16 protein-coding genes are annotated in these 19,050 nt (G+C 65.0%); 2 read left to right on the top strand and 14 right to left on the bottom strand.

The window, feature by feature from the left end; translation table 11 throughout:
- Position 1 precedes the first annotated feature (1 nt).
- The 14 genes from F8197_RS12580 to F8197_RS12515 all read right to left on the bottom strand — a co-directional run bounded on the left by F8197_RS12580 (position 2) and on the right by F8197_RS12515 (position 15,929).
- Entirely contained in the window at positions 2–583 is a 582-nt protein-coding gene (locus F8197_RS12580; RefSeq protein WP_152882174.1) for a prepilin-type N-terminal cleavage/methylation domain-containing protein, read from the bottom strand.
- Between the two features lie 55 nt (positions 584–638).
- On the bottom strand, positions 639–1,367 hold the full coding sequence (locus F8197_RS12575) for a hypothetical protein (protein ID WP_152882173.1): 729 nt from the start codon (positions 1,365–1,367) through the stop codon (positions 639–641).
- Complete coding sequence (locus F8197_RS12570; RefSeq protein ID WP_227012225.1) at positions 1,367–2,146, bottom strand: ABC transporter permease; 780 nt, start codon at positions 2,144–2,146, stop codon at positions 1,367–1,369. The genes F8197_RS12575 and F8197_RS12570 overlap by 1 nt, the downstream gene beginning before the upstream one ends.
- Positions 2,143–2,853, bottom strand: coding sequence for a type II secretion system protein (locus tag F8197_RS12565; protein ID WP_152882172.1), 711 nt, complete (start codon positions 2,851–2,853; stop codon positions 2,143–2,145). Before F8197_RS12565 ends, F8197_RS12570 begins: the two co-directional genes overlap by 4 nt.
- 8 nt (positions 2,854–2,861) lie before the next feature.
- On the bottom strand, positions 2,862–3,593 hold the full coding sequence (locus F8197_RS12560; protein ID WP_152882171.1) for a hypothetical protein: 732 nt from the start codon (positions 3,591–3,593) through the stop codon (positions 2,862–2,864).
- Between the two features lie 287 nt (positions 3,594–3,880).
- Complete coding sequence (locus F8197_RS12555; protein ID WP_152882170.1) at positions 3,881–4,663, bottom strand: hypothetical protein; 783 nt, start codon at positions 4,661–4,663, stop codon at positions 3,881–3,883.
- Positions 4,664–4,875: 212 nt separating this feature from the next.
- The gene (locus F8197_RS12550) at positions 4,876–5,631 is read right to left on the bottom strand and encodes a hypothetical protein (RefSeq protein WP_152882169.1); all 756 of its coding nucleotides are present in this window, start codon (positions 5,629–5,631) and stop codon (positions 4,876–4,878) included.
- On the bottom strand, positions 5,628–7,223 hold the full coding sequence (locus tag F8197_RS12545; RefSeq protein ID WP_373996860.1) for a hypothetical protein: 1,596 nt from the start codon (positions 7,221–7,223) through the stop codon (positions 5,628–5,630). The genes F8197_RS12550 and F8197_RS12545 overlap by 4 nt, the downstream gene beginning before the upstream one ends.
- 7 nt (positions 7,224–7,230) lie before the next feature.
- Positions 7,231–8,433, bottom strand: a complete 1,203-nt coding sequence (locus tag F8197_RS12540; RefSeq protein WP_152882168.1) for a type II secretion system F family protein — start codon at positions 8,431–8,433, stop codon at positions 7,231–7,233.
- On the bottom strand, positions 8,433–10,145 hold the full coding sequence (locus F8197_RS12535; protein WP_152882167.1) for a GspE/PulE family protein: 1,713 nt from the start codon (positions 10,143–10,145) through the stop codon (positions 8,433–8,435). The genes F8197_RS12540 and F8197_RS12535 overlap by 1 nt, the downstream gene beginning before the upstream one ends.
- Before the next feature lie 7 nt (positions 10,146–10,152).
- On the bottom strand, positions 10,153–12,354 hold the full coding sequence (locus F8197_RS12530; protein WP_227012224.1) for a lipopolysaccharide assembly protein LapB: 2,202 nt from the start codon (positions 12,352–12,354) through the stop codon (positions 10,153–10,155).
- Positions 12,351–14,201 (bottom strand): pilus (MSHA type) biogenesis protein MshL, encoded by a 1,851-nt coding sequence (gene mshL, locus F8197_RS12525; RefSeq protein WP_152882166.1) that lies wholly within the window; start codon positions 14,199–14,201, stop codon positions 12,351–12,353. The genes F8197_RS12530 and mshL overlap by 4 nt, the downstream gene beginning before the upstream one ends.
- A gap of 64 nt (positions 14,202–14,265) precedes the next feature.
- The gene (locus F8197_RS12520; protein ID WP_227012223.1) at positions 14,266–15,213 is read right to left on the bottom strand and encodes an ExeA family protein; all 948 of its coding nucleotides are present in this window, start codon (positions 15,211–15,213) and stop codon (positions 14,266–14,268) included.
- The gene (locus tag F8197_RS12515) at positions 15,213–15,929 is read right to left on the bottom strand and encodes an ABC transporter ATP-binding protein (protein ID WP_152882165.1); all 717 of its coding nucleotides are present in this window, start codon (positions 15,927–15,929) and stop codon (positions 15,213–15,215) included. Before F8197_RS12515 ends, F8197_RS12520 begins: the two co-directional genes overlap by 1 nt.
- 176 nt (positions 15,930–16,105) lie before the next feature.
- Here F8197_RS12515 and F8197_RS12510 point away from each other — a divergent pair, with 176 nt between their 5' ends.
- Together F8197_RS12510 and F8197_RS12505 are read left to right on the top strand one after the other, a co-directional pair.
- On the top strand, positions 16,106–17,809 hold the full coding sequence (locus tag F8197_RS12510) for a GspE/PulE family protein (RefSeq protein WP_056148378.1): 1,704 nt from the start codon (positions 16,106–16,108) through the stop codon (positions 17,807–17,809).
- A gap of 1 nt (position 17,810) precedes the next feature.
- Complete coding sequence (locus F8197_RS12505) at positions 17,811–19,040, top strand: type II secretion system F family protein (RefSeq protein ID WP_373996859.1); 1,230 nt, start codon at positions 17,811–17,813, stop codon at positions 19,038–19,040.
- Positions 19,041–19,050 lie beyond the last annotated feature (10 nt).

The raw sequence follows: 19,050 nt of genomic DNA, 5'->3' as shown, positions 1-19,050 counted from the left end.
GCTAGAAGAACACGGCGGTGCGCTGGATTACGCTGCCGTTGTTGGTGTAGGGGGCGGTGGCGCGCACCGAGCCGGTGTCGAACTTGCCGTCGTCGAGCTTGCTGTCGATCTGCTCGGCAAAGCCATCGGGCAGGTTGTCGAGGCGCACGCCGTTGCCGCCGCGTCCGCCCACGGCGTCGTTGTAGATATACACGGCGCCACCCTGGGCGCTGGTCATGAAGTCGGTGGTGCCGTTGAACGACCCGGTGATGAAGCCGGCCAGCGCCAGGTGTTGCGGCGCCAGCAGGTATTCGGCGATCTGGCCGTCGCCATTGCCGTTGCCAGTGGCGCCGGGCGCGTGGGTGGTGCCTTGCACGTCATCGCCAGGCAGGGCGCGGAACTTGTCCTGGTAGGCGTTGACGGCCGAGGTGAGCGAGGTCGATTGCTGGATGATGTTTTTCACGCGGGCGCTGTCGATCAGGCTCTGCCCCTTGAGCACGCCGCCGAGCAACAGGCCGATGATCACCAGCACGATGGCGATTTCCACCAGGGTAAAGCCGGCTTGCCGCGCAGGCTGGCGTAGGGAGTGACGGGATGCGCGCATGGGGAAATCCTTTCTTTAAAACAGCTTGTAAATCTATCGACATATTACCGCAGGGCTAGCGCGCGGTGGGGTGGTTCTGTTGCTGCTGTTGAAGCTGTTGCAGACGGTCGGCCAGGAACTTCAGTTCGCGCGGATCGGTGACCTGGCCGCTGTCGAGCAGGCCGCCGACCAGGGTGCGGGCGGCATCGAGCTCGTTCATGTCTTCGAGGATGAAAATTTCCAGTTGCCGCGCCCAGTCCGGCACCTGAGGGCCGGTGGCGTGCAGGCGGATGTCACGCGCGTAGGAACGCGCCAGCGGCAGGTCGTGCAGGCGGTGCCTGGCCACCAGCGCCGCATGGGCCAGCCACGGCCACCGGCGGTCGGGATCTTCGGCAAAGCGGGCATGGACGAAGTCGAGCATCAACCGCGTGCGCGCCGGGTCGCCGACGGCGCCGTACACCTGGCTGGCGGCCAGCAGCGGTGACTGGCCGCGCGGGTCGAGCTCGAGCACGCGTTGCAGCCAGCTGATCACGGTGGGGTAGTCGAGTTCGCGCCACGACACGCTGACGCCGGCCTGCTCGTCAGCACCCTGCACGTACAGCATGGTCAGCCGCGCCAGCGCCACTGGCTCGCCCAGCGCCGCCAGTTGTAACGCGGCACTCGACGGCGCCGGCGGCAGCGCCCGCGTCCGTGCTGTTTCGAGCGGGCGGCTGGCCTGCCAGCCGATGTTCAGCAGCAGGGCCAGCACTAGCAGCAACCACACGCTGCGCGGCACCGCTGATAGTGGCTTTTGCAGGGCCGCCATCAGATTTGCTTGCGGTACAGATCAAACAGGCCGGCGCCGGCCATCAGCGCCACGTACAACGCGGTCTGGACCACGATCGCCAGCAGGTCGGCGCCGCTGCCGCCGTGGTACACCAGCCAGTCGCTGCGGGTGAACCGGTCCAGGTGCGGCAGCAGCAGGCCCAGCAGGTCGATGCCGCCGCCCAGCACTTGCTGGCCCAGCGTATCGGCCGTGGCGCCCGCCTGTTTCATCAGTTGCAGGGCGCCGATGGCGCGCGCCATCAGGTAAAACGCCGTTGCTGCCGCCAGCGCGGGGAGCACTTGCTGCAAGGTCAGCACGCACAGCAGGCTGAAGGCAGCCACGATCCAGCACTCGCACAGCAGCGAAAACGCCCAGAGCGCGGCCTGGCCCGGCGGCGCCAGGGCCAGCGCCAGGCCGCCGAACAGCAGCGCCGGCATTACGGCCAGAATGCCGAAACCGGCCAGCTTGCCGGCCAGGTACACGGCGCGCGGCATGGGCAAGGCCAGCAGCAATTCCAGGCCCTTGTCGTTAGCCTCGCGCACCATGCTGGTGATCACAAATGTGGCGACGAGGAACACGCTGGCTATCCGCAGCACGGCGCCCAGCAATGCCGCCTGTAACTGGTGGCTCTCAGTCAGTGCCAGTTCCTGCAAAAAGCCGGCCAGTCCCACCGCGCCCAGCGCAGCGACGATTAGCAGCCACAGCAGGCGGTTACGCAGCGCTTCGAGCAGCGTGTAGCGGGCGATGGTGACAGCCATGGACAGGTGCATGCGCATCATGGCAGTTTCTGCGCCGCGACCATGCGGTTGATCAGGACGTTGGGCGACATCCACAGCACCAGGTCGTCGTACTCGCCGCCGGGCGCACGCGGGTCGGTGCTGGCCGGGCGGGTGACGAACGCCACGCCTTCGCCGCCGAGGTTGGTTTTCTCGTCGATATTGCCCTGGCCGACGTCGAGCAGTTGGGTGTTCTGGTCGCTGGTGGCGCCGTAGCCGTTGCGGCCGAACGACAGGATCACGGCAGGGATGTCGTTGGCGTCGGACGCCGGGATGATCTGGCCGTCCATGCCGCGCGTGGCCACCGTGATGTCGCGCGGAGAATTCAGCGTGAAAAAACTGACGCTGTTGGCAAACGATGGCGTGACCGAGTAGGCCAGCACCCGGCCCCAGCCGTCGAGCCTTTGCACGCCCAGCGTGGCCCACGGCAGGTAACCGTAGCGCTTGTTGCAGATGCTGCCGGCGCGGTCTTCGCGGCCGTCGATGGCGGAAATGGCGGGGCAGGGCAGGTAGTTGTTGCGCAGCGCAAAGCCGAACAGCGCCTCGCGCGCATCTTCCATCACGCGCTCGGTGTTGCTGACGCGCCGCTGTTCCAGTTGCGACGACAGCGGCGCCACCAGCCCGCCGATCATCAGGCCGACCACCAGCAGCACGATGGCGATCTCGACGATGGTGAAGCCGGCTTGGTGGGAACGGTGGCGTAATGGCATGGGCAAAGTTATTGAGGTGATTTGGTGACGGGCGCGGTAGCGCGCAGGCGCTGGCGGATCAGCCGCAGCGGCACCCAGCCGAGCTCGTTGCTGAAACTGCCGCCGAGGCTGCGCACATCGTCGGTGGCGGCGCGCGCCATGAAATCGCGCACGGCTTCGGCGTTGGCCTGCTCGTCGAGGTTGTCGGTGACCGCGCTGGCCTGTTCGATGCCGGCCAGGCTGGTGCCCAGGTGGCGCCCGCTGGACAGGATGACGGCTGGCGCGCAGCGGTCGTCCACCACGCAGTTGGCCGAACCCACGCGGTAAAAAATGCCGCCGTCGTCGCTGCGGTCCAGCAGGGTCTTGGTGGCCTCAGCCGCCTGGTCGAGGTTGCCTTTGGTGAATTCCGGCGAGACGCTGTAGCGCAGCAGCTTATTCCAGCCGTCGCCGGGCGTGATGCCCAGCGTGGTCCATGGCAACCAGCCGGTGCAGGCGGCGTCGTCAAGGCACGGCTGGCTACTTTCGCGTCCGTCCAGCGCCGACTGTGCCGGACGCGGCAGCCGGCGGTGGATGATGGCATAGCCGATCAGTGCTTCGCGCGCATCTGCCAGCGCGGCGCGGGTGACGGCCTGGCGGCGCAGGTCGCCCTTGGGCTGGCTGAACATGCTGATCAGGAACGACGACGCACCGAGGCCCAGGACCAGCAACAGCAGCAAGAGTGCGGCGCCGCGCTGGCGCGCCAGCGGTGGATGTAGCGTCAACGGCCGCTGTGGCGCCCGACGGGGCTGTGGCACCGATGGCCGCGTTAGCACCAATGGCCGCAGTAGCTCGGAAGGACGCTTTAGCATCAAAGTCCGCTGTAGCATCAAAAGCCGCTGCAGCATCAAAAGCCGCTGTAGAACCAAAGATCGCTGTAGCGTCAAAGATAGCTGTAGCGACAAAGACCGCTGTAGCAGCAAAGGTCGCGGCAGCGCCAAAGACCGATTTGCCTTCCAGGGCCGAGGTCGCACCGACGGCCGATGAGATCCCGGCGCTGGCTGGCTGGTGCTCATTGGCTGACGTCCTTCACGCGGCCGTCGGCCAGGTCGTAGCGCTGGCCCGGTTGCAGCACGATGCGTTTGCCCGACGGTAGCGTGACCGTGACCGCCTTGCTGTCGCGGTTGGTGAACTTGTTGGCGGCACCGCGCTGTGGCTGGTTGTTGAGCCAGACCGTGCTGCGACCGTTGCTGCTGCGCAGGACGCCGTTCATGGTCAGCTGTTCGGACGGCGGTGGCGTGTCGGCTGCGGCTGCGGAGCTGGCGCCGGGCATCGGCATTTGCTGCATCTGCTGCATTGGCGGCGGTTGCTGTTGTTGCTGCGCCATCGCTGCAGCCTGGTTTTGCGCCGACGCCATTTCACGGGCTGCGCGAGCCATGGCGATCATCTCGGCCTGCATGCCGGGCGGCATGTTGGGCGGCAGATCAGGCACGACGTCGGGCGCCAGGCCGGGAAGTCTTCCCTGTGCCATGCCGGCCGATGATGGCATTTGCATTCCCAGCATCCCCGGCGGCATTCCCGATGTTGATTGCACAGGCGGCTGCATGCCGGGTGGCATGCCCTGCGGCATGGATGGCGACACCCCGCCAGCCATCCTCTGCGCCTCGGTCTGCGCCAATTCGCCAGTCAAGCCGGCGCCACCACGCGGATACGCGGCACCCGATCCGGTCGACTTGCTGCGGCTGGCGTCGATAATCTGGCGCTCCTGCGGCGTATTGAACAGCCGGCCCAGTCCCGGTTGAGCCTGCGCCATAGGCAAGGCCAGCAGCGGCAGTAACCAGAAAACTCGTTTCATCGCCAGCAGTGGGTGCAACAAGCAGGCACGCTTCCCGGCCAACAGTGACGGCCACGAGCAAATGTACTTCTGAACCGGCGGTGGCAGCGACAAACAGGTACGCCGCCCGGCCAAATATGGCAGCAACAAGAAAGTTTGTCTCATCATCGGCAACGGCTGGAACACAAAGGCACGCCGTATGGCCAACAGTGACGGTAACACGACAACGCGCCTCATGGCTGCCGTCCCGTGGCCAGCGCCGGCGGCTGCGCGGCAAGGGGGGCGGGCGCCATGGTGATCCAGTTCAACGTGCAATCGACGCCGAGGTTGCCGCCCAGAGCGGCCTGGCCGGGTTGGCCCGGTTCGCTTAGTTGGCCAAGTTGACTGACCTGGCCGCCAGCGGCTGTCGCCAGCCGCTTGAGCGAACAATCCTGCGCCGCGAAAAAGCCGCGCGCGTGCAGGCCGGCGAGGAAATCGAACAAGTCCATTTCGTGCAGCAGTTCCATGTGCAGGCGCATGCGGCTGCCGCGCAACTGGTAGTCGCCGAGGTCGAGCGCCGCTTCCAGCCGCACCGGTTGTTGCGGCTCGATCTGGTAACTGAGAGGCGGCAGTTGCAGTTCTTCCTGCACCTGGCGGATCGCATCGACCCATTCCAGGCGGCGCTCGTCGCCGATCAGCCCGCGCTGGCGCAGTTCCACGTAGCGTTGCTGGAAGTTGCGGATGTCACGCTTTTCGTTATCGACGTGGGCGTAGCGCGAGTGGGCGGTGTCGCGCAGGCGCTGGGTGCGTTGCAGGTCGTCGTCGGCTTCGTGGCGCTGGGCGGCGGTGACCGCCACCAGCGTGGCGCCGATGACAACCGCCGCCAGCGCGGCCAGCGCGGCGGTGCGGATCTGGGCGAAGCCGGCGATCCAGTATGGCAGCGCGATGGTGTTCGCGGCCTTTTTGGCACTGGCGGCCGGATTGGCTGGGTTGACAGGGTTGGCGTTCATGGCTTCCACACCAGGTTCAGGGTGAATTTGGCGCGGGCGCTCGAACCGGACGCCGTCGCGGCACCGGCCTTGCCGTCGAGGCGCACGGTGGGACGGGTGTCGAGCGGTGGCTTGTCCACCTGCACCAGCAGGCGCGGGTTGGTTGCCAGTTGCTGCGCGAACTGGTTCATGGTGTTGACGGCGTTGCGGTAATCATCCTCGGGCGACAAAATCTCTGCTTCGACCTGCAGCGATTGCGGTGGCCGCGCCGGGATGCCGGCCAGCAGCGACGACATTGGCGTGACCGTTGCAGCGCCGGTGCTGCCGTTGACCAGCACCGGCGCACCGGCCGTAGGCTGGCCCGGCAAATCCACTTTCCAGCCCAGTTGCAGCAGGCGGATCTGCGGCGATTGTTCCAGCGCGGCGCTCACCATGGACACCATCTGCCACGGCGACGGTCCTTGCAGCACCAGCATGCGCTCGACATTGACGGCCGCGCGCATATTGGCGGTCGATGTCACGCGCGGCGGCATGGCAGCCATCACCTCGTTGTAACGGCGGTCGAACTGCTGCGCTTCGTGCGCCAGCTGCGCGCGGTCGGCGCGGGCATCCCACGTCTGCCACAGGTTGATGCCGACCGCGCACGCGGCCACCACGGCCACGGTACCGGCAGCGTAGTACAGGTTGCGGCGCGCGCGCCACAGCTGGAAGTAGCGGCGCAACGGCCCCAGCGTGTAGTGGCTGACCGGCTGGGTTTTGGCCAGGAGGGCCAGCAGCATGGAATCGGCCAGGGCGGCGCTGTTGTCCTGCGCCTTGGCCGCTTCGATCTTGAGACCGAGGCGGTCGGCCACCTGCGCCAGCGGCAGGAAGCGGAATGTGGTTTCCGGGCCTTCCTCGCACTGCATTTCCAGTGCGGGCAATTGTTCACCCTGCGCGATTACCACGGTTTCCAGCACGCTGCCGCGCGCGAACAGCCGCACGCTGGTCAGAAATTGCTGGGTCTTGGCGGTTTCGGTGCCGACGTTGACGGCGTCGCCGTCGCGGTCGATGGCCGGCGTCAGGCGCGAAAATTTCAATTGGCCACGCTGGAAATAGCTCTGGCGCCAGCCGGCCGACTGCTGGGTCACGAGCAGCAGGTGTTCATCCAGCAATCCCAGTTTTTTCACCAGGTGCTCGCTTAGCAGCGTGGTCGAGTACAGGCCGGCCAGCGGAATGCGTTCCTGTTCCAGCGCCTCCACCCACGGCAACACGATCGACGGATTGGTCAGCGCGGACAGCAGCACGATGTCGTCGCGGCGGCCGCCCGGCTCGCGGCCCTGCACCTCGTGGTGGCGGAACGGCGTTTCGCGGTATTGCTGCAACAGGCGCCGCTGCATCAGCTTGGCGCCGGCGCGGCCGCCCACGTGCGGCAGGTGCAGGCGCTGGAAGTCTTCTTCGATCAGGTCGGCCAGCAGCACCACCGGCATGTCGCGCTGGTCGTCGAGATAATCGAGCAGGGCGTCGATGCCGCTGCTGTCGTTGGTGAAGCTGGCGCCGCCCAGCAGGCGGCCGCGCTGCCAGCGCCACGCAGTCAGGCAGTCGTTGCTCAGATAGAGTACATGTCGGTTCAGCACGGGAGCCTCAGGTCTGGATCTTGCTGATCGTGTCGTATATCGGGCCCATGACGGACAACATGATCCAGCCCACCATCAGGCCCAGGATCACGGTCATGGCCGGCTCTATCATCGATTGTACTTTCTCGATCATTTCCTTGACTTCGCGGTTGTAGAAGTACGCGACATTGCGCAGCGCGCCGTCGAGCGCACCGGTGGTTTCGCCCACCTTGAGCATGCGGATCACCAGCGGCGGAAAAATGCCGGTGTTCTGGAACGCCGCCGTGATGCCCTGGCCTTCGGAAATCAGCTGCCCGGCGCGGCGCAGGCCGGCGGCCACCACGCGGTTGCCGACGATGCCTTCGGACAGGCGCAGGCATTCGAGTATCGATATGCCGGACGCGTACATCATGGCAAAGAACGTGGCAAAGCGCGCCAGCATGATCTTGTGCAGTACCGGGCCGATCAGCCACACGCGCAATTTAAAACCGTCGGCAACAAAACGCGCATGTTCGCTGTGGCCGAGCCACGCGCGCAGGCCCACGTACGCCACGATCGGCAGCGCCACGATGATGTACCAGTAATTGATGAAGATGCCGGACACCCAGATCAGCGCCCTGGTGTGCAGCGGCAGCGTGTTGCCCATGTTTTTGACAAAGCTGGTCAGCTGCGGCACCAGGTATATCATCAGGAAAAATGTCACGCCGGTGACGAACAGGCCCACCGCCGCCGGGTACGTCACGATTTTTTTCGTTTGCGACGCCAGCTCGTCCTGCCACTTCAGGCTTTCCGACAGGTTTTTAAACACCTCGGTCAGCTTGCCGCTTTGCTCGCCGGCCATCACCAGGCTGGTAAACGTGTGGTCGAACACTTCCGGGTAAGCGGCCATGGCCGCCGACAGTTGCAGGCCGCCCTCGATATTTTCGATCAGGCCCGTGATCATCTCGCGAAAGCGCGGGTGGTCGATGCTCTCGCGCAGGTCGTTCAAGCCTTCGAGGATCGGTACGCCGGCACCGGTCAGCTGCTCCATGTGGAAGCAGAAGTTGATCAGGTCGCGCCGCGTGATCACGCGCTTCAGTGCCACCACCCGCGCGCGCGAGACGCGGCAGTCGATCAGGTCCAGCCCCATGCGGTGCAGGCGCAGTTCCAGGTCCGGCTCGTTGGACGCATCCATATTGCCGGGCTGGATCTGGCCGGCGGTGTTCATGGCGCGGTAAAAATACTGGGGCATCAGTGAAGCCTCCCCAGGCGCTCGGTGAGATCGACCACGCGGCCCACTTCCTCGAGCGTGGTCACGCCCTCCAGCACGCGGCGCACGCCGTCGTCGATCAGGCTGTGGAAGCCGCCGGCCGCTGCCGCCGTTTTCAGCTCGCGCGACGACACGCGCCGCGCCACCAGCTCATCGAGCGCCGGCGTCATTTTCAATAATTCGATGATGGCAATCCGTCCCTTGTAGCCCTGGTGCGCACAGCGGTCGCAACCGACTGCGCGGTACAGGGTTTGCGGCGGCGCGTCCTCGCCCAGCCCCAGCAACTGGCGCTCGATATCGTCGGCCAGGTGCGCCTCGCGGCAATGCGGGCACAGTTTGCGCACCAGGCGCTGGGCGATGATGCCGATGATGTTGCCGGACATGATGTCGGGCAGCACGCCGATATCGAGCAGGCGCGGAATCGCGCCGATGGCCGAATTGGTGTGCAGCGTGGAATACACCTGGTGGCCGGTCATGGCGGCGGCAAACGCCATCTCCGCGGTTTCCTGGTCGCGGATTTCGCCCACCAGAATGATGTCAGGGTCCTGCCGCATCATCGAGCGGATGCCCTCGGCAAAGCTCATCTTGGCCGATTCGTTGACCGATGTCTGCCGGATCATGTTCATCGGGTACTCGACCGGGTCTTCCAGCGTCATGATGTTGACGCTCTCGGTATTGATGTGATTGAGGATCGAATACAGCGTGGTGGTCTTGCCGGAGCCGGTGGGGCCGGTCACCAGGATCACGCCGTCGGGCCGCGCGATCATCAGTTTTAATAAGCTCAGCTCCGCTTCGCCGAGGCCGAGGCCGTCGAGCGGCACGATGCCTTTCTGGCGGTCGAGCACGCGCAGCACGAAGTTCTCGCCATGCGTGGTCGGTTGCGCGGACGCGCGGAAGTCGATCTGCCGGCCCGAGAACTTGATCGAGATGCGGCCGTCCTGCGGCGCGCGCGTCTCGGCGATATTCATGTTCGACATCACTTTCAAGCGCACGGCCATCGCCGGCCAGTACGATTTGTGCAGGCTGCGGATCTGGCGCAAGATGCCGTCGATGCGGTAGCGGATACGCAGGAACGACTGTTCCGGTTCGAAGTGCAGGTCCGATGCGCTGTTTTGCACGGCGTCGGCCAGGATCGCGTCGATCAGGCGCACCATCGGCTGGCTGTATTCGTCGGACGTGGAACCCATGCTGGCGTAATTGACTTCGCCGGTTTCGATCTCGTGCAGGATGCCGTCGATCGACAGCTCGAAGCCGTAGTACTGGTCGATCGCGCGCGAAATGTCCGATTCGTTGACCAGCAGCGGGGTGATCGTGATGCCCTTGACCAGCATGGCGCTGATCTGGTCGAGCGCGACGATGTTGCTGGTATCGGACATGGCGAGGATCAGGTTGTCCGTTTGCCGCTCGTAGACGATCGGGAATACGCGGTAGCGCTTCGCTACTTCTTTCGGGATCAGTTTCAATGCGATCGCATCCACCACCAGGCTGGTGAGATCGGCGCTCTGCTGGTTCAGGTTTTCCGACAGCGCCATGCGCACTGTCGCTTCGGTGACGAAGCCAAGCGTGATCAACAGTTTGCCGAGCGGCTCGTTGCTGCGCTTTTGCTCGATCAGCGCAATGCGCAACTGGTCTTCGCTGATCACGCCTTTCTGGATCAGCAGCTTGCCGAGCGGGAGTTTTGCTTGTTCTGCCATGGAACTCCTAGTGCGCTCCATTCAACTCGTGCATGCGCTGGCGCAGCGCGGTGCGATCAAAACCGGCCGGTTTGTCCTGCCCCAGCGCCAGTGCGCGCTGGTAATAGGTCAGCGCCAGCTTGCCCTGGTTCAGGCGGTCGAGGCCGATGGCCAGGTTGTAGGCATAGTCGGCGTTGTCCGGCGCCGCCGTGTAGGCACGGAAATAGGTTTGCTGCGCCTCGGGCCAGCGGCCTTGTTGCGCGTACAGGTTGCCAAGCGCGAACAGCACCGGGCCGGCATCGGGATTGCTGGTGAGGATGGCTTTCAGACGCCGCTCGTTCTGACCGGTGTCGCCGCCGCTCAATCCCACCAGTCCGGCCACGGCCGTGGCGTCGTTGGGATCGAGTTCGAGCAGGCGCAGGTAGTAGCTCGATGCCTGCGCGCCCTGGTTCTGGCGTGCGGCCACGGTGGCCATGCCCAGCAGGGCGTCGCGGCTGTTCGGATCCTGGCGCAGGGCAGTCTCGTACTGCTGCTGGGCGGTGGCCAGGTCGCCGGTGCGCAGCAGCTCGTAGGCATTTTCCAGCGCCGGGGCAATCCGCGCAGGTTGCACGGTGCGCGCCACGCGGATGTCGGTGTTGTCGGGCGCGGCCACGGGCGGCAGCCGCTCCTGGCGCGGCATGTTCGCTTGCGCCTGGATCGCCTGCTGGGTGGCGGCCAGCTCGTGCTCGGTGCGTTCGAGGCGGCGTTCGAGGTCGTCGCGCGTGGCCCGGCTCATGCCACCCATGGGCGAGGGCGCCAGCATGCCGGCAACCGAAGGATCGCCGCCCGACGGATCGCCACCAGCCGCATCGACGCCATTGCCAAGCGCTGCCGGATCGGTGGCGCCGGTGGGGCCGACGATTTGCACCGCGTTGGTGGCGCCGGTGGCGCCCGGCGGCGGCATCGCCACCGGCGGCAAACGCGAACCGGCGCCCGGCGCCATCACGGCTTGCCAGTAGTAATAGCCGAAGCCTAGAATGATCAGCGCCAGGACCGAGAGCAGGCCGATCAGGCGCAGCCGTTCCGGGTCCATGCCCGGCGGCTCGGCACTGCCGGCGGCTGCCGCGCGGGCGCGGGTGCGCGGGGTGTCGCCGTTGCTGCTGCCGTTGCCGTTTGCGCTACCTGTACGCGGCGCAGCGCGTGGCTTGGCTTGTGCCGCTGCGCTGGCGGCAGTGGCTGCGGCGGTTGCCGGTGCAGCGGAGTGGACTGGCTCGCCGGTGATCGGATCGAAGTTGGCAGATGGCGCGTTGCGTGTAGTGCCGGCAGTTGCAGAGCCGGGAACGGCTGACGATCCGAAGGCGGAACCAGGACCGCTACCGGACGGGGTAACGAAGTCGGCTGCGTAACCGGAGCCAGGGCCGGCGGCAGAACTGGCCGGGGCGGCAAAGTCGGTCGCGTAGCCGGAACCACGGTCGGCGCCCGAACCGAACGAGGTGTCGGCAGCCAACAGACCTGCGCCATCTAATCCTGCGGCGTCGGATCCAAATGAAACGGGGCTGCCGCTGGCCCCACCGCCTGCGTTGGCGGCGGAGAGTGGCGCGCGAGTGCCGTTTGCACCAGCACCGGCAGTGCCAGCGGAGAGCGAAGCGTGCGTGCCACCCGAACCGGTGCCCGTGGTGTCAGATGAGAATGGTGCGTGGTTGCCGCTTGCGCCGGCGCTGGCGTCGGCTGCTGCCGATGTCCCGCGCGCGCGCGGTGCGGCCGGATCTGGCGCAAAGTCGAACGACAGCCCGGATTCCTGTTGCGGTGCGTTTGGCGGCACCGGGTCCGGCATCGGGCGTGCGGTTGAACTGGCGGCAGCAGCCACGGTTGGTGAGGACGGCTCCAGGCTGAAGGCCGGCTCGAAGTCCAGGCTCAGCTCTCGCTTGGCCGCTGCCGCCCCAGTCGTTGCGGCAGTCGCCGCTGTTGAGGCGGCGGCCGCAGTACCGGCACCGCCAGCACCAACACGGCTGGCTCCTTTACCGCCGACACCGGAACCGACAACAGCACCGCCGACACCGGAACCGGTGCCAGCACCAGCAGCATGGCCAGCACCGGCACGAGCACCGCCGCCATCAGGCGCGGGCGCAGGTTCCGGCGTCAACGCCAGGATATCGTCGAACTCGCGCGACGGCCGGTCCACCTCGGTGTCGCCGGCGGCATTCTGTTTGGCGCGCTCGGCTTTCTTGAGCGCTTGCATTAACAAGCTCATGATCCGTTGGCCTTGGCGGTAGGGACAGGGTAGGTGGACGGTACCGGGTATGGTTCGGTGTCGGGCTCGCCCGGCAGCAGGTCGCGGTAATTCTTGTAGTCGCCGTTGACGCTGGCGTCCTTGATCACCACCGGCCGCATGAAGATCACCAGCTCGGTCTTGGTGCTGGTTTCATTGCGGTACGAGAACAGGTCGCCCAGGATCGGCACGCTCGAGAGCAGCGGGATACCATCCTTGAGGTTGTCCACGCTGTCCTGCATCAGGCCGCCCATCACGGCGATCTGGCCGCTCGGCACCTTCATCAGCGATTCCAGTTCGCGCGCCTGGATCACCGGCACCCGGCTGATCACCTTGGCATCGGCCAGCGCCGGGTTGGGGTCGTTGACGTAACCGACGATGCGGGTAATGGTGGGACGGACGTTGATGGTGACTTCATCGTTGTCGGCAATTTGCGGCGTCACGCTCATGACGAAGCCGACCGGCACGGTTTCGAGCTTGGACTCGTACACCGCCTGCGAAATCGGGTTGCCATTGGTGCCCAGCACGGCCGGCGTCACCTTGATCGAAAAGAACACATTGTTATCGACCACCTTGAGCAGCGCGGTCTGGTTGTTCATCACGCTGATTTTCGGGCTCGACAGCACTTTTACCTTGCCGAACGATTCCAGCAGCTGGATTGCCGTGGTCAGATTGCCCAGCTTGCCAGCTGCCGTGTAGGTGAGCAGGAAGGCGCCGGGACTGGTGCCCGGATTGACGCCGCTGGGCAAACCGGTCTGGCCGATGGCCTGCTGCGAAAACCGCACGCCGCCGCCAGAGACGGTCGCCCAGTTGATGCCCTGCTGGTAGTTATTGCTCAGTTTTACTTCGAGCACGGTGGCTTCGATCAGCACTTGCCGCTTGGCTGCGCCCAGCACGATCTCGAGGAACTCGCGGATTTTCTCGTGCTGGCGATTGGTGGCGCGCACGGCGATCAGGCCGCCCTCGGCATTGACCACGACCGAGTTGGTGGTGGCGTTGCGATTGCCGCCGAAGGCGCCGCCATCGAACGGCGACGGCGCACTTTGCTGGTTCTGCTGGCTATTGCTGCCCTGGGCGCCTTGCTGCTGGTTGGCCTGGCTGGGCGCGGGCGCCGCCAGCGGATCGACCAGCTTGTCGTTGATGGTGGTCGGGCGCAGCATGTCGCGGATATTTTTTTCCAGGCTGTACCAGAAATTGTTGTCCGAGCGGTTGTTGACCACGGTGGTCGAGTTATTGCTCGGATTGTTCGTCGAACTGCTGCCGCCAAACGAACCGCCGCCCGTGCCGCCACCCTGGCCGGTACCGGTAGTCGCGCCCACCGGGTTGGACGCGCTGCCGCCACCGCCGGTGGTGGAAATCTGGGTAGCGATATTCACGCTGCTGTTAGTGCTGCGCGCGATGTTGACGTAGTCCACCTTGTAGTTGCGCCACTCTGGCGTGTCCGGCAATACGGTCAAGGTGGTGCCATTGATCTCGTAGCGCATGTCCACCTGGCGCTGTATGCGCGACAGCAACTGCGGCAGGGTCTGGTCGAGCGCGTTCAGGGTGACGCTGCCTTCCACGCCAGGATGAACATCGACGTTGAGGCCGGCGTCGCGTGCCAGCGCGAACAGCAGCGACTGCACCGGCACCTTGTGCACGGTCACGCTATAGGTTTCCACCTTGGCCGTCGGCTTCGGGGGCGGCAGCATGGCGCTTTGGCGCACCGGTTCGGGAATCGCCCCGGCGGCGCGCGGCGCTTCCGAAATATGGGTGGACGAGGGCGGCAACGCGCGCGTGGCGCATCCCAACAAGAGCATCGGTACAAGCGAACAGGCTAGTTTTTTCATTGAGTCTTTCCGGCCCGGTGACACTGCAGGATATTGTAAATTTGCAATTTTAACGATCATGATCTTACAATTCGGAAGCCGTCGCAAGGACGCTCCAACAGATTGCAACAAATAGCAGGCTCAGCAAACACGCCATTACAACAGTGCGTGGTTGCAAGCCTGCAAACCGTGCCCGGCGCGCAGACCGGTACGACCGGAACGGCGACTCGGCAATCGCCAGCCGGGCATGCCGTGCTTCCACCGTCGCCGCATCGTCGGCAAACGCCGCCAGCAGCGCCTTGTCCGCCAAAATATTGATGCGCCGGACGATGCCTTCCGAGGCGTCGCCGATCAGCCGCACTGCATCGCTGCTGAACACGGGAGCGCCGTCATGGCCGGCCGCTGTCAGCCGGAACGCCAGGAACTCCGCCACCAGCGACTGCGCCAGGGCCGGCACCTCGAAGCTGTGGGTGATGCGTTCCTTCAGTTGCCGCATCGACGGCAAGTCCAGGTGGCGGTCCAGCTCGGGCTGGCCGAACAGCACGATTTGCAGCAGCTTGCTGCTGGCCGTCTCCAGGTTGGTCAACAGGCGGATCGCTTCCAGCGTATCCAGCGGCATGGCCTGCGCCTCTTCCACCAGCAGCACCACGTTGCGGCCCTGGCCATGCAGGCCGATCAGGTGCGTCTGCACGGCGCGCTGGATTTCATCGACCCGGTAGCCGCGCGTGGCCAGGCCCAGCTCGGCCGCAATCGCATACTGCACTTCCACCGCGCTCACATTCGGGTTGACCAGGTAGATCACCTCGATATGGTCGGGCAGGCGGCTTTCCAGCATGCGGCACAGCATGGTCTTGCCGGTGCCGACTTCGCCGGTCACCTTGACGATGCCTTCGCCGTGGCACACCGCGTACAGCAGCGCCTCGAGGATGTCGCCGCGCATATTGCCCGAGTAAAAAAACGCCGGGTTGGGCGTGATGCCGAACGGCGTTTCGCGCAGCCCGAAGTGTTCCTGGTACATTGCCGTGGTCGCCATCATGCGATGCTGGCCAGAAAGGCTTGCTCCAGGGTCTCGGCGCCATGGTGCGCGCGGCACTCGGCCGGCGTGCCGGTAAACCGGATCGCGCCGTCGTGCAGGATGGCCATGCGGTCGCACAGTTCATCGACGTCGGCCAGCGCGTGCGACGTGAAAAACACCGTGCTGCCGCGCTGCTGTAACGCGCGCAATTGCTGTTTCAACAGCGCGCGCGCTTTCGGATCGAGGCCGCTCATCGGCTCGTCCAGCACGTACAGGCGTTTATTGGACAGCAGGCAGGCGGCCAGGCCCAGCTTCTGGGTCATGCCTTTCGAATAATGGCGCACGGTTTTTTTCAGCGCGGCCGGGTCGAGGTCGAGTGCGGCCAGCATGGCGGCCACTGCCGTTGCATCGACCTTCAACCCCTGCAAGGTCAGCAGGTACTTGATGAAGTCGGCGCCGGTCAGGTAGTAAGGTGGCGTCAGGCGCTCGGGCAGGAAGCCCAGCGGCGCGCGGCTGGCCGGACGGTCGTGCGGCTGGCCGAAAATGGCGATCTCGCCACCGTCGAGCGCGCAGAAATCGAGCAGGCACTTGATCAGGCTGGTCTTGCCGGCGCCATTCACGCCCACCAGGCCGAAACATTCGCCCGCGTGCACCGCCAGATCGACTCCTTGCAGCACGCCGGCCTGGCCATAGCGTTTGACAACTTGCTGGAAGCACAGGGCGGTTTCAGTCATCGATGCGGGGGGAAAATAGCCGGTGGGAAACAAGGTAACACTGTAGCGTATCCGTGCGCGGAATGCGACATCGTTTCGTCTTTCTTCATCGCAAATGTCACATTCTCGTCTAGAATGTCTGGCAAGTTGTCTTAGGGTATTTTTTGATGCCCGCCCGAATCTAACAAGGAGCAGGTATGGCAAGGCCGGAAAAAGTCAGGCTGGGGGAAATCCTGGTACAGCAAAAGCTGCTGTCGGAAGAGCAACTGGGCCTGGCGCTGACCGAGCAAAAGCGCAGTGGCCGCAAGCTGGGCCGGGTGTTCATCGAGAACGGCTACGTGACCGAGGAACAGATCTCCAATGCGCTGGCGCGCCAGCTCAGCATTCCTTACCTGAACCTGAAATTCTTCAACGTCAATCCCGAGATCGTGCGCCGCTTGCCCGAGACCCAGGCGCGCCGCTTCCGCGCGCTGGTGCTCGAAGACCGCCAGGGAACGCTGCTGGTCGGCATCTCCGATCCGACCGACCTGTTCGCGTACGACGAGATCGCCCGCATCGTCAAGCAACCGATCGAGCTGGCAGTGGTCAACGAGACCGAGGTGCTGGGCGTAATCGACCGCATCTACCGCCGCACCGAGGACATCTCCGACCTGGCGCGCGAGCTCGAACAGGATCTGGGCGATGTCTCGGTGGACTTCGGCGCGCTGGCCGCCAACCCCAACCTGGAGGAAGCACCGATCGTCAAGCTGCTGCAGTCGGTGTTCGACGATGCCGCCCAGGTGCGCGCCTCCGACATCCACATCGAGCCGCAAGAGGGGCGGCTGCAAATCCGCTTCCGTATCGACGGCGTGCTGCACCTGCAGACCGAAACCGATATCAAGATCGCGCCGTCGCTGGCGTTGCGCCTGAAGCTGATGTCGGAGCTCGATATTTCGGAAAAGCGCCTGCCGCAGGACGGCCGCTTTGCCGTACGCGTGCGCAACCAGCGCATCGACGTGCGTATTTCGACCATGCCCACCCAGTACGGCGAATCGGTGGTGATGCGTTTGCTGAACCAGGGCGGCACCCAGTTGCGGCTCGACGCCATCGGCATGCCGCGCGCGCTGGTGGAAAAATTCCGCGCCATCGTCCAGCGTCCCAACGGCCTGGTGCTGGTGACCGGGCCCACCGGTAGCGGCAAGACCACCACGCTGTATTGCGCGCTGGCCGAACTGAATTCGGTCGAGAAAAAGCTGATCACGGTGGAAGACCCGGTCGAATACCGGCTTTCCGGCATCAACCAGGTGCAGGTCAACGAAAAGATCGAGCTCGACTTTGCCCGCGTGCTGCGCTCGGCGCTGCGGCAGGATCCCGACATTGTGCTGGTGGGCGAGATGCGCGACCAGGAAACCGCGCAAATCGGCCTGCGCGCCGCCATGACCGGTCACCTGGTGCTGTCCACCTTGCACACCAACGACGCCGTCAGCACGCCGCTGCGCCTGATGGACATGGGCGTGCCGCGCTACATGGTGGGCAGTTCGCTGCAGGCGGTGCTGGCCCAGCGCCTGGTGCGCACCATTTGCGAAAGCTGCACCACCCCGTACGAACCGACGCCGTCCGAGCGCGAATGGCTGAGCCTGGAACTGAATGACAAGGTGGACATGGCGCGCTACTTCCACGGCAAGGGCTGTTCGCATTGCAACGGCATGGGCTACCGCGGCCGTACCGGCGTCTATGAATTGCTGGAAATGACGCGCGCCGTGGTCGATGCCGCCAACGATCCGAATCCGTCGCACTTCCTGAAAGTGGCGAAGCAGCAAATGGCTGGCGAAACCCTGCGCCGCCACGCCGTGCAACTGGTGGTGCAGGGCCGCACCACCATCGCGGAAGCGATGCGCATCAGCAACCAGATCGAGGAATGACGTGCCGTATTTCGCCTACAAGGCCCGCAACGCGCGCGGCGAACTGATGCAAGGTGTGCTGGAAGCGGCCGACAGCGGCGCCGTGGCCGACCAGCTGTTCAACACGGGTGTGACGCCGATCGAGATCACTGTCACCCAGAAGCGCGTGACCGACGATGGCGAAGGCTGGTGGGCCAAGCTGCTGGAAAAGAAGGTGACGTCGATGGACGTGCAACTGTTCAGCCGCCAGCTGTATACGCTGCTCAAGTCCGGCGTACCGATCATGCGCGGCCTGGCCGGTTTGCAGGAGTCGGCGGTCAGCAAATCGTTCGGCAAGGTGATCAAGGATTTGCGCGAGTCGCTCGATTCCGGCCGCGAACTGTCGGCCGCCATGCGCCGCCACCCGGATGTGTTTACGCCGTTTTACCTGTCGATGGTGCGGGTGGGCGAGATGACCGGTCGCCTGGAAGAAGTGTTCCTGCGCCTGTTCGACCACCTGGAATTCGACCGCGACATGCGCGACCGGGTGAAAACCGCGCTGCGCTATCCGAGTTTCGTGGTGCTTGCGATGATCGCTGCCATGGTGGTGGTCAATATGTTCGTGATTCCGGCGTTCGCGGGCGTGTTTGCCAGCATGCACGCCGAGTTGCCGTTGATGACGCGCATTTTGATCGGCTTCTCCAATTTCACCGTGCGCTACTGGCCGCTGCTGGCGGCGATTGCGGCGGTCAGCATCTTCGGTTTCCGCAGCTGGGTGCGCACGACTGGCGGGCGTTATCGCTGGGACAAGTTCAAGCTGACCATTCCCGTGGCCGGCAAGATCATCCTCAAGGCCACGCTGGCACGCTTTGCCCGCAGCTTCGCGCTGTCCTCGCGCAGCGGCGTGCCCATCGTCCAGGCGCTGACCGTGGTGTCGCAGACGGTCGAGAACGCCTACCTGTCGGCGCGCGTGGAGCAGATGCGCGACGGCGTGGAGCGCGGCGACAGCATTTTGCGCACGGCAGCCGCTGCCGCCGTGTTCACCCCGGTAGTGCTGCAAATGATCGCCGTGGGCGAGGAGAGCGGCGCCATCGACGACCTGATGGACGAGGTGGCGCAAATGTACGAGCGCGAAGTCGATTACGAGCTCAAGACCCTGTCGGCGCAGATCGAGCCGATCATGATCGTGTTCCTCGGCATCATGGTGCTGATCCTGGCGCTCGGTATTTTTCTGCCGATCTGGGACCTGGGCAAGGCGGCGCTGCCGCACTAGGCGCGCCACC

The sequence above is a fragment of the Duganella sp. FT27W genome, assembly GCF_009295655.1.
GTDB classification, from domain to species: Bacteria; Pseudomonadota; Gammaproteobacteria; order Burkholderiales; family Burkholderiaceae_D; genus Rugamonas; species Rugamonas zoogloeoides.
The sequence above is the reverse complement of the archived record's forward strand: the minus strand, read 5'-3'. Positions and strand labels throughout refer to the sequence as shown.

Bases quoted from the DNA above. Each gene is read 5' to 3' on its own strand.
- F8197_RS12580 (WP_152882174.1), bottom strand. From the start codon at position 583: ATGCGCGCATCCCGTCACTCCCTACGCCAGCCTGCGCGGCAAGCCGGC.
- F8197_RS12575 (WP_152882173.1), bottom strand. From the start codon at position 1,367: ATGGCGGCCCTGCAAAAGCCACTATCAGCGGTGCCGCGCAGCGTGTGG.
- F8197_RS12570 (WP_227012225.1), bottom strand. From the start codon at position 2,146: ATGATGCGCATGCACCTGTCCATGGCTGTCACCATCGCCCGCTACACG.
- F8197_RS12565 (WP_152882172.1), bottom strand. From the start codon at position 2,853: ATGCCATTACGCCACCGTTCCCACCAAGCCGGCTTCACCATCGTCGAG.
- F8197_RS12555 (WP_152882170.1), bottom strand. From the start codon at position 4,663: ATGAAACGAGTTTTCTGGTTACTGCCGCTGCTGGCCTTGCCTATGGCG.
- F8197_RS12550 (WP_152882169.1), bottom strand. From the start codon at position 5,631: ATGAACGCCAACCCTGTCAACCCAGCCAATCCGGCCGCCAGTGCCAAA.
- F8197_RS12540 (WP_152882168.1), bottom strand. From the start codon at position 8,433: ATGCCCCAGTATTTTTACCGCGCCATGAACACCGCCGGCCAGATCCAG.
- F8197_RS12535 (WP_152882167.1), bottom strand. From the start codon at position 10,145: ATGGCAGAACAAGCAAAACTCCCGCTCGGCAAGCTGCTGATCCAGAAA.
- F8197_RS12530 (WP_227012224.1), bottom strand. From the start codon at position 12,354: ATGAGCTTGTTAATGCAAGCGCTCAAGAAAGCCGAGCGCGCCAAACAG.
- mshL (WP_152882166.1), bottom strand. From the start codon at position 14,201: ATGAAAAAACTAGCCTGTTCGCTTGTACCGATGCTCTTGTTGGGATGC.
- F8197_RS12520 (WP_227012223.1), bottom strand. From the start codon at position 15,213: ATGGCGACCACGGCAATGTACCAGGAACACTTCGGGCTGCGCGAAACG.
- F8197_RS12515 (WP_152882165.1), bottom strand. From the start codon at position 15,929: ATGACTGAAACCGCCCTGTGCTTCCAGCAAGTTGTCAAACGCTATGGC.
- F8197_RS12510 (WP_056148378.1), top strand. From the start codon at position 16,106: ATGGCAAGGCCGGAAAAAGTCAGGCTGGGGGAAATCCTGGTACAGCAA.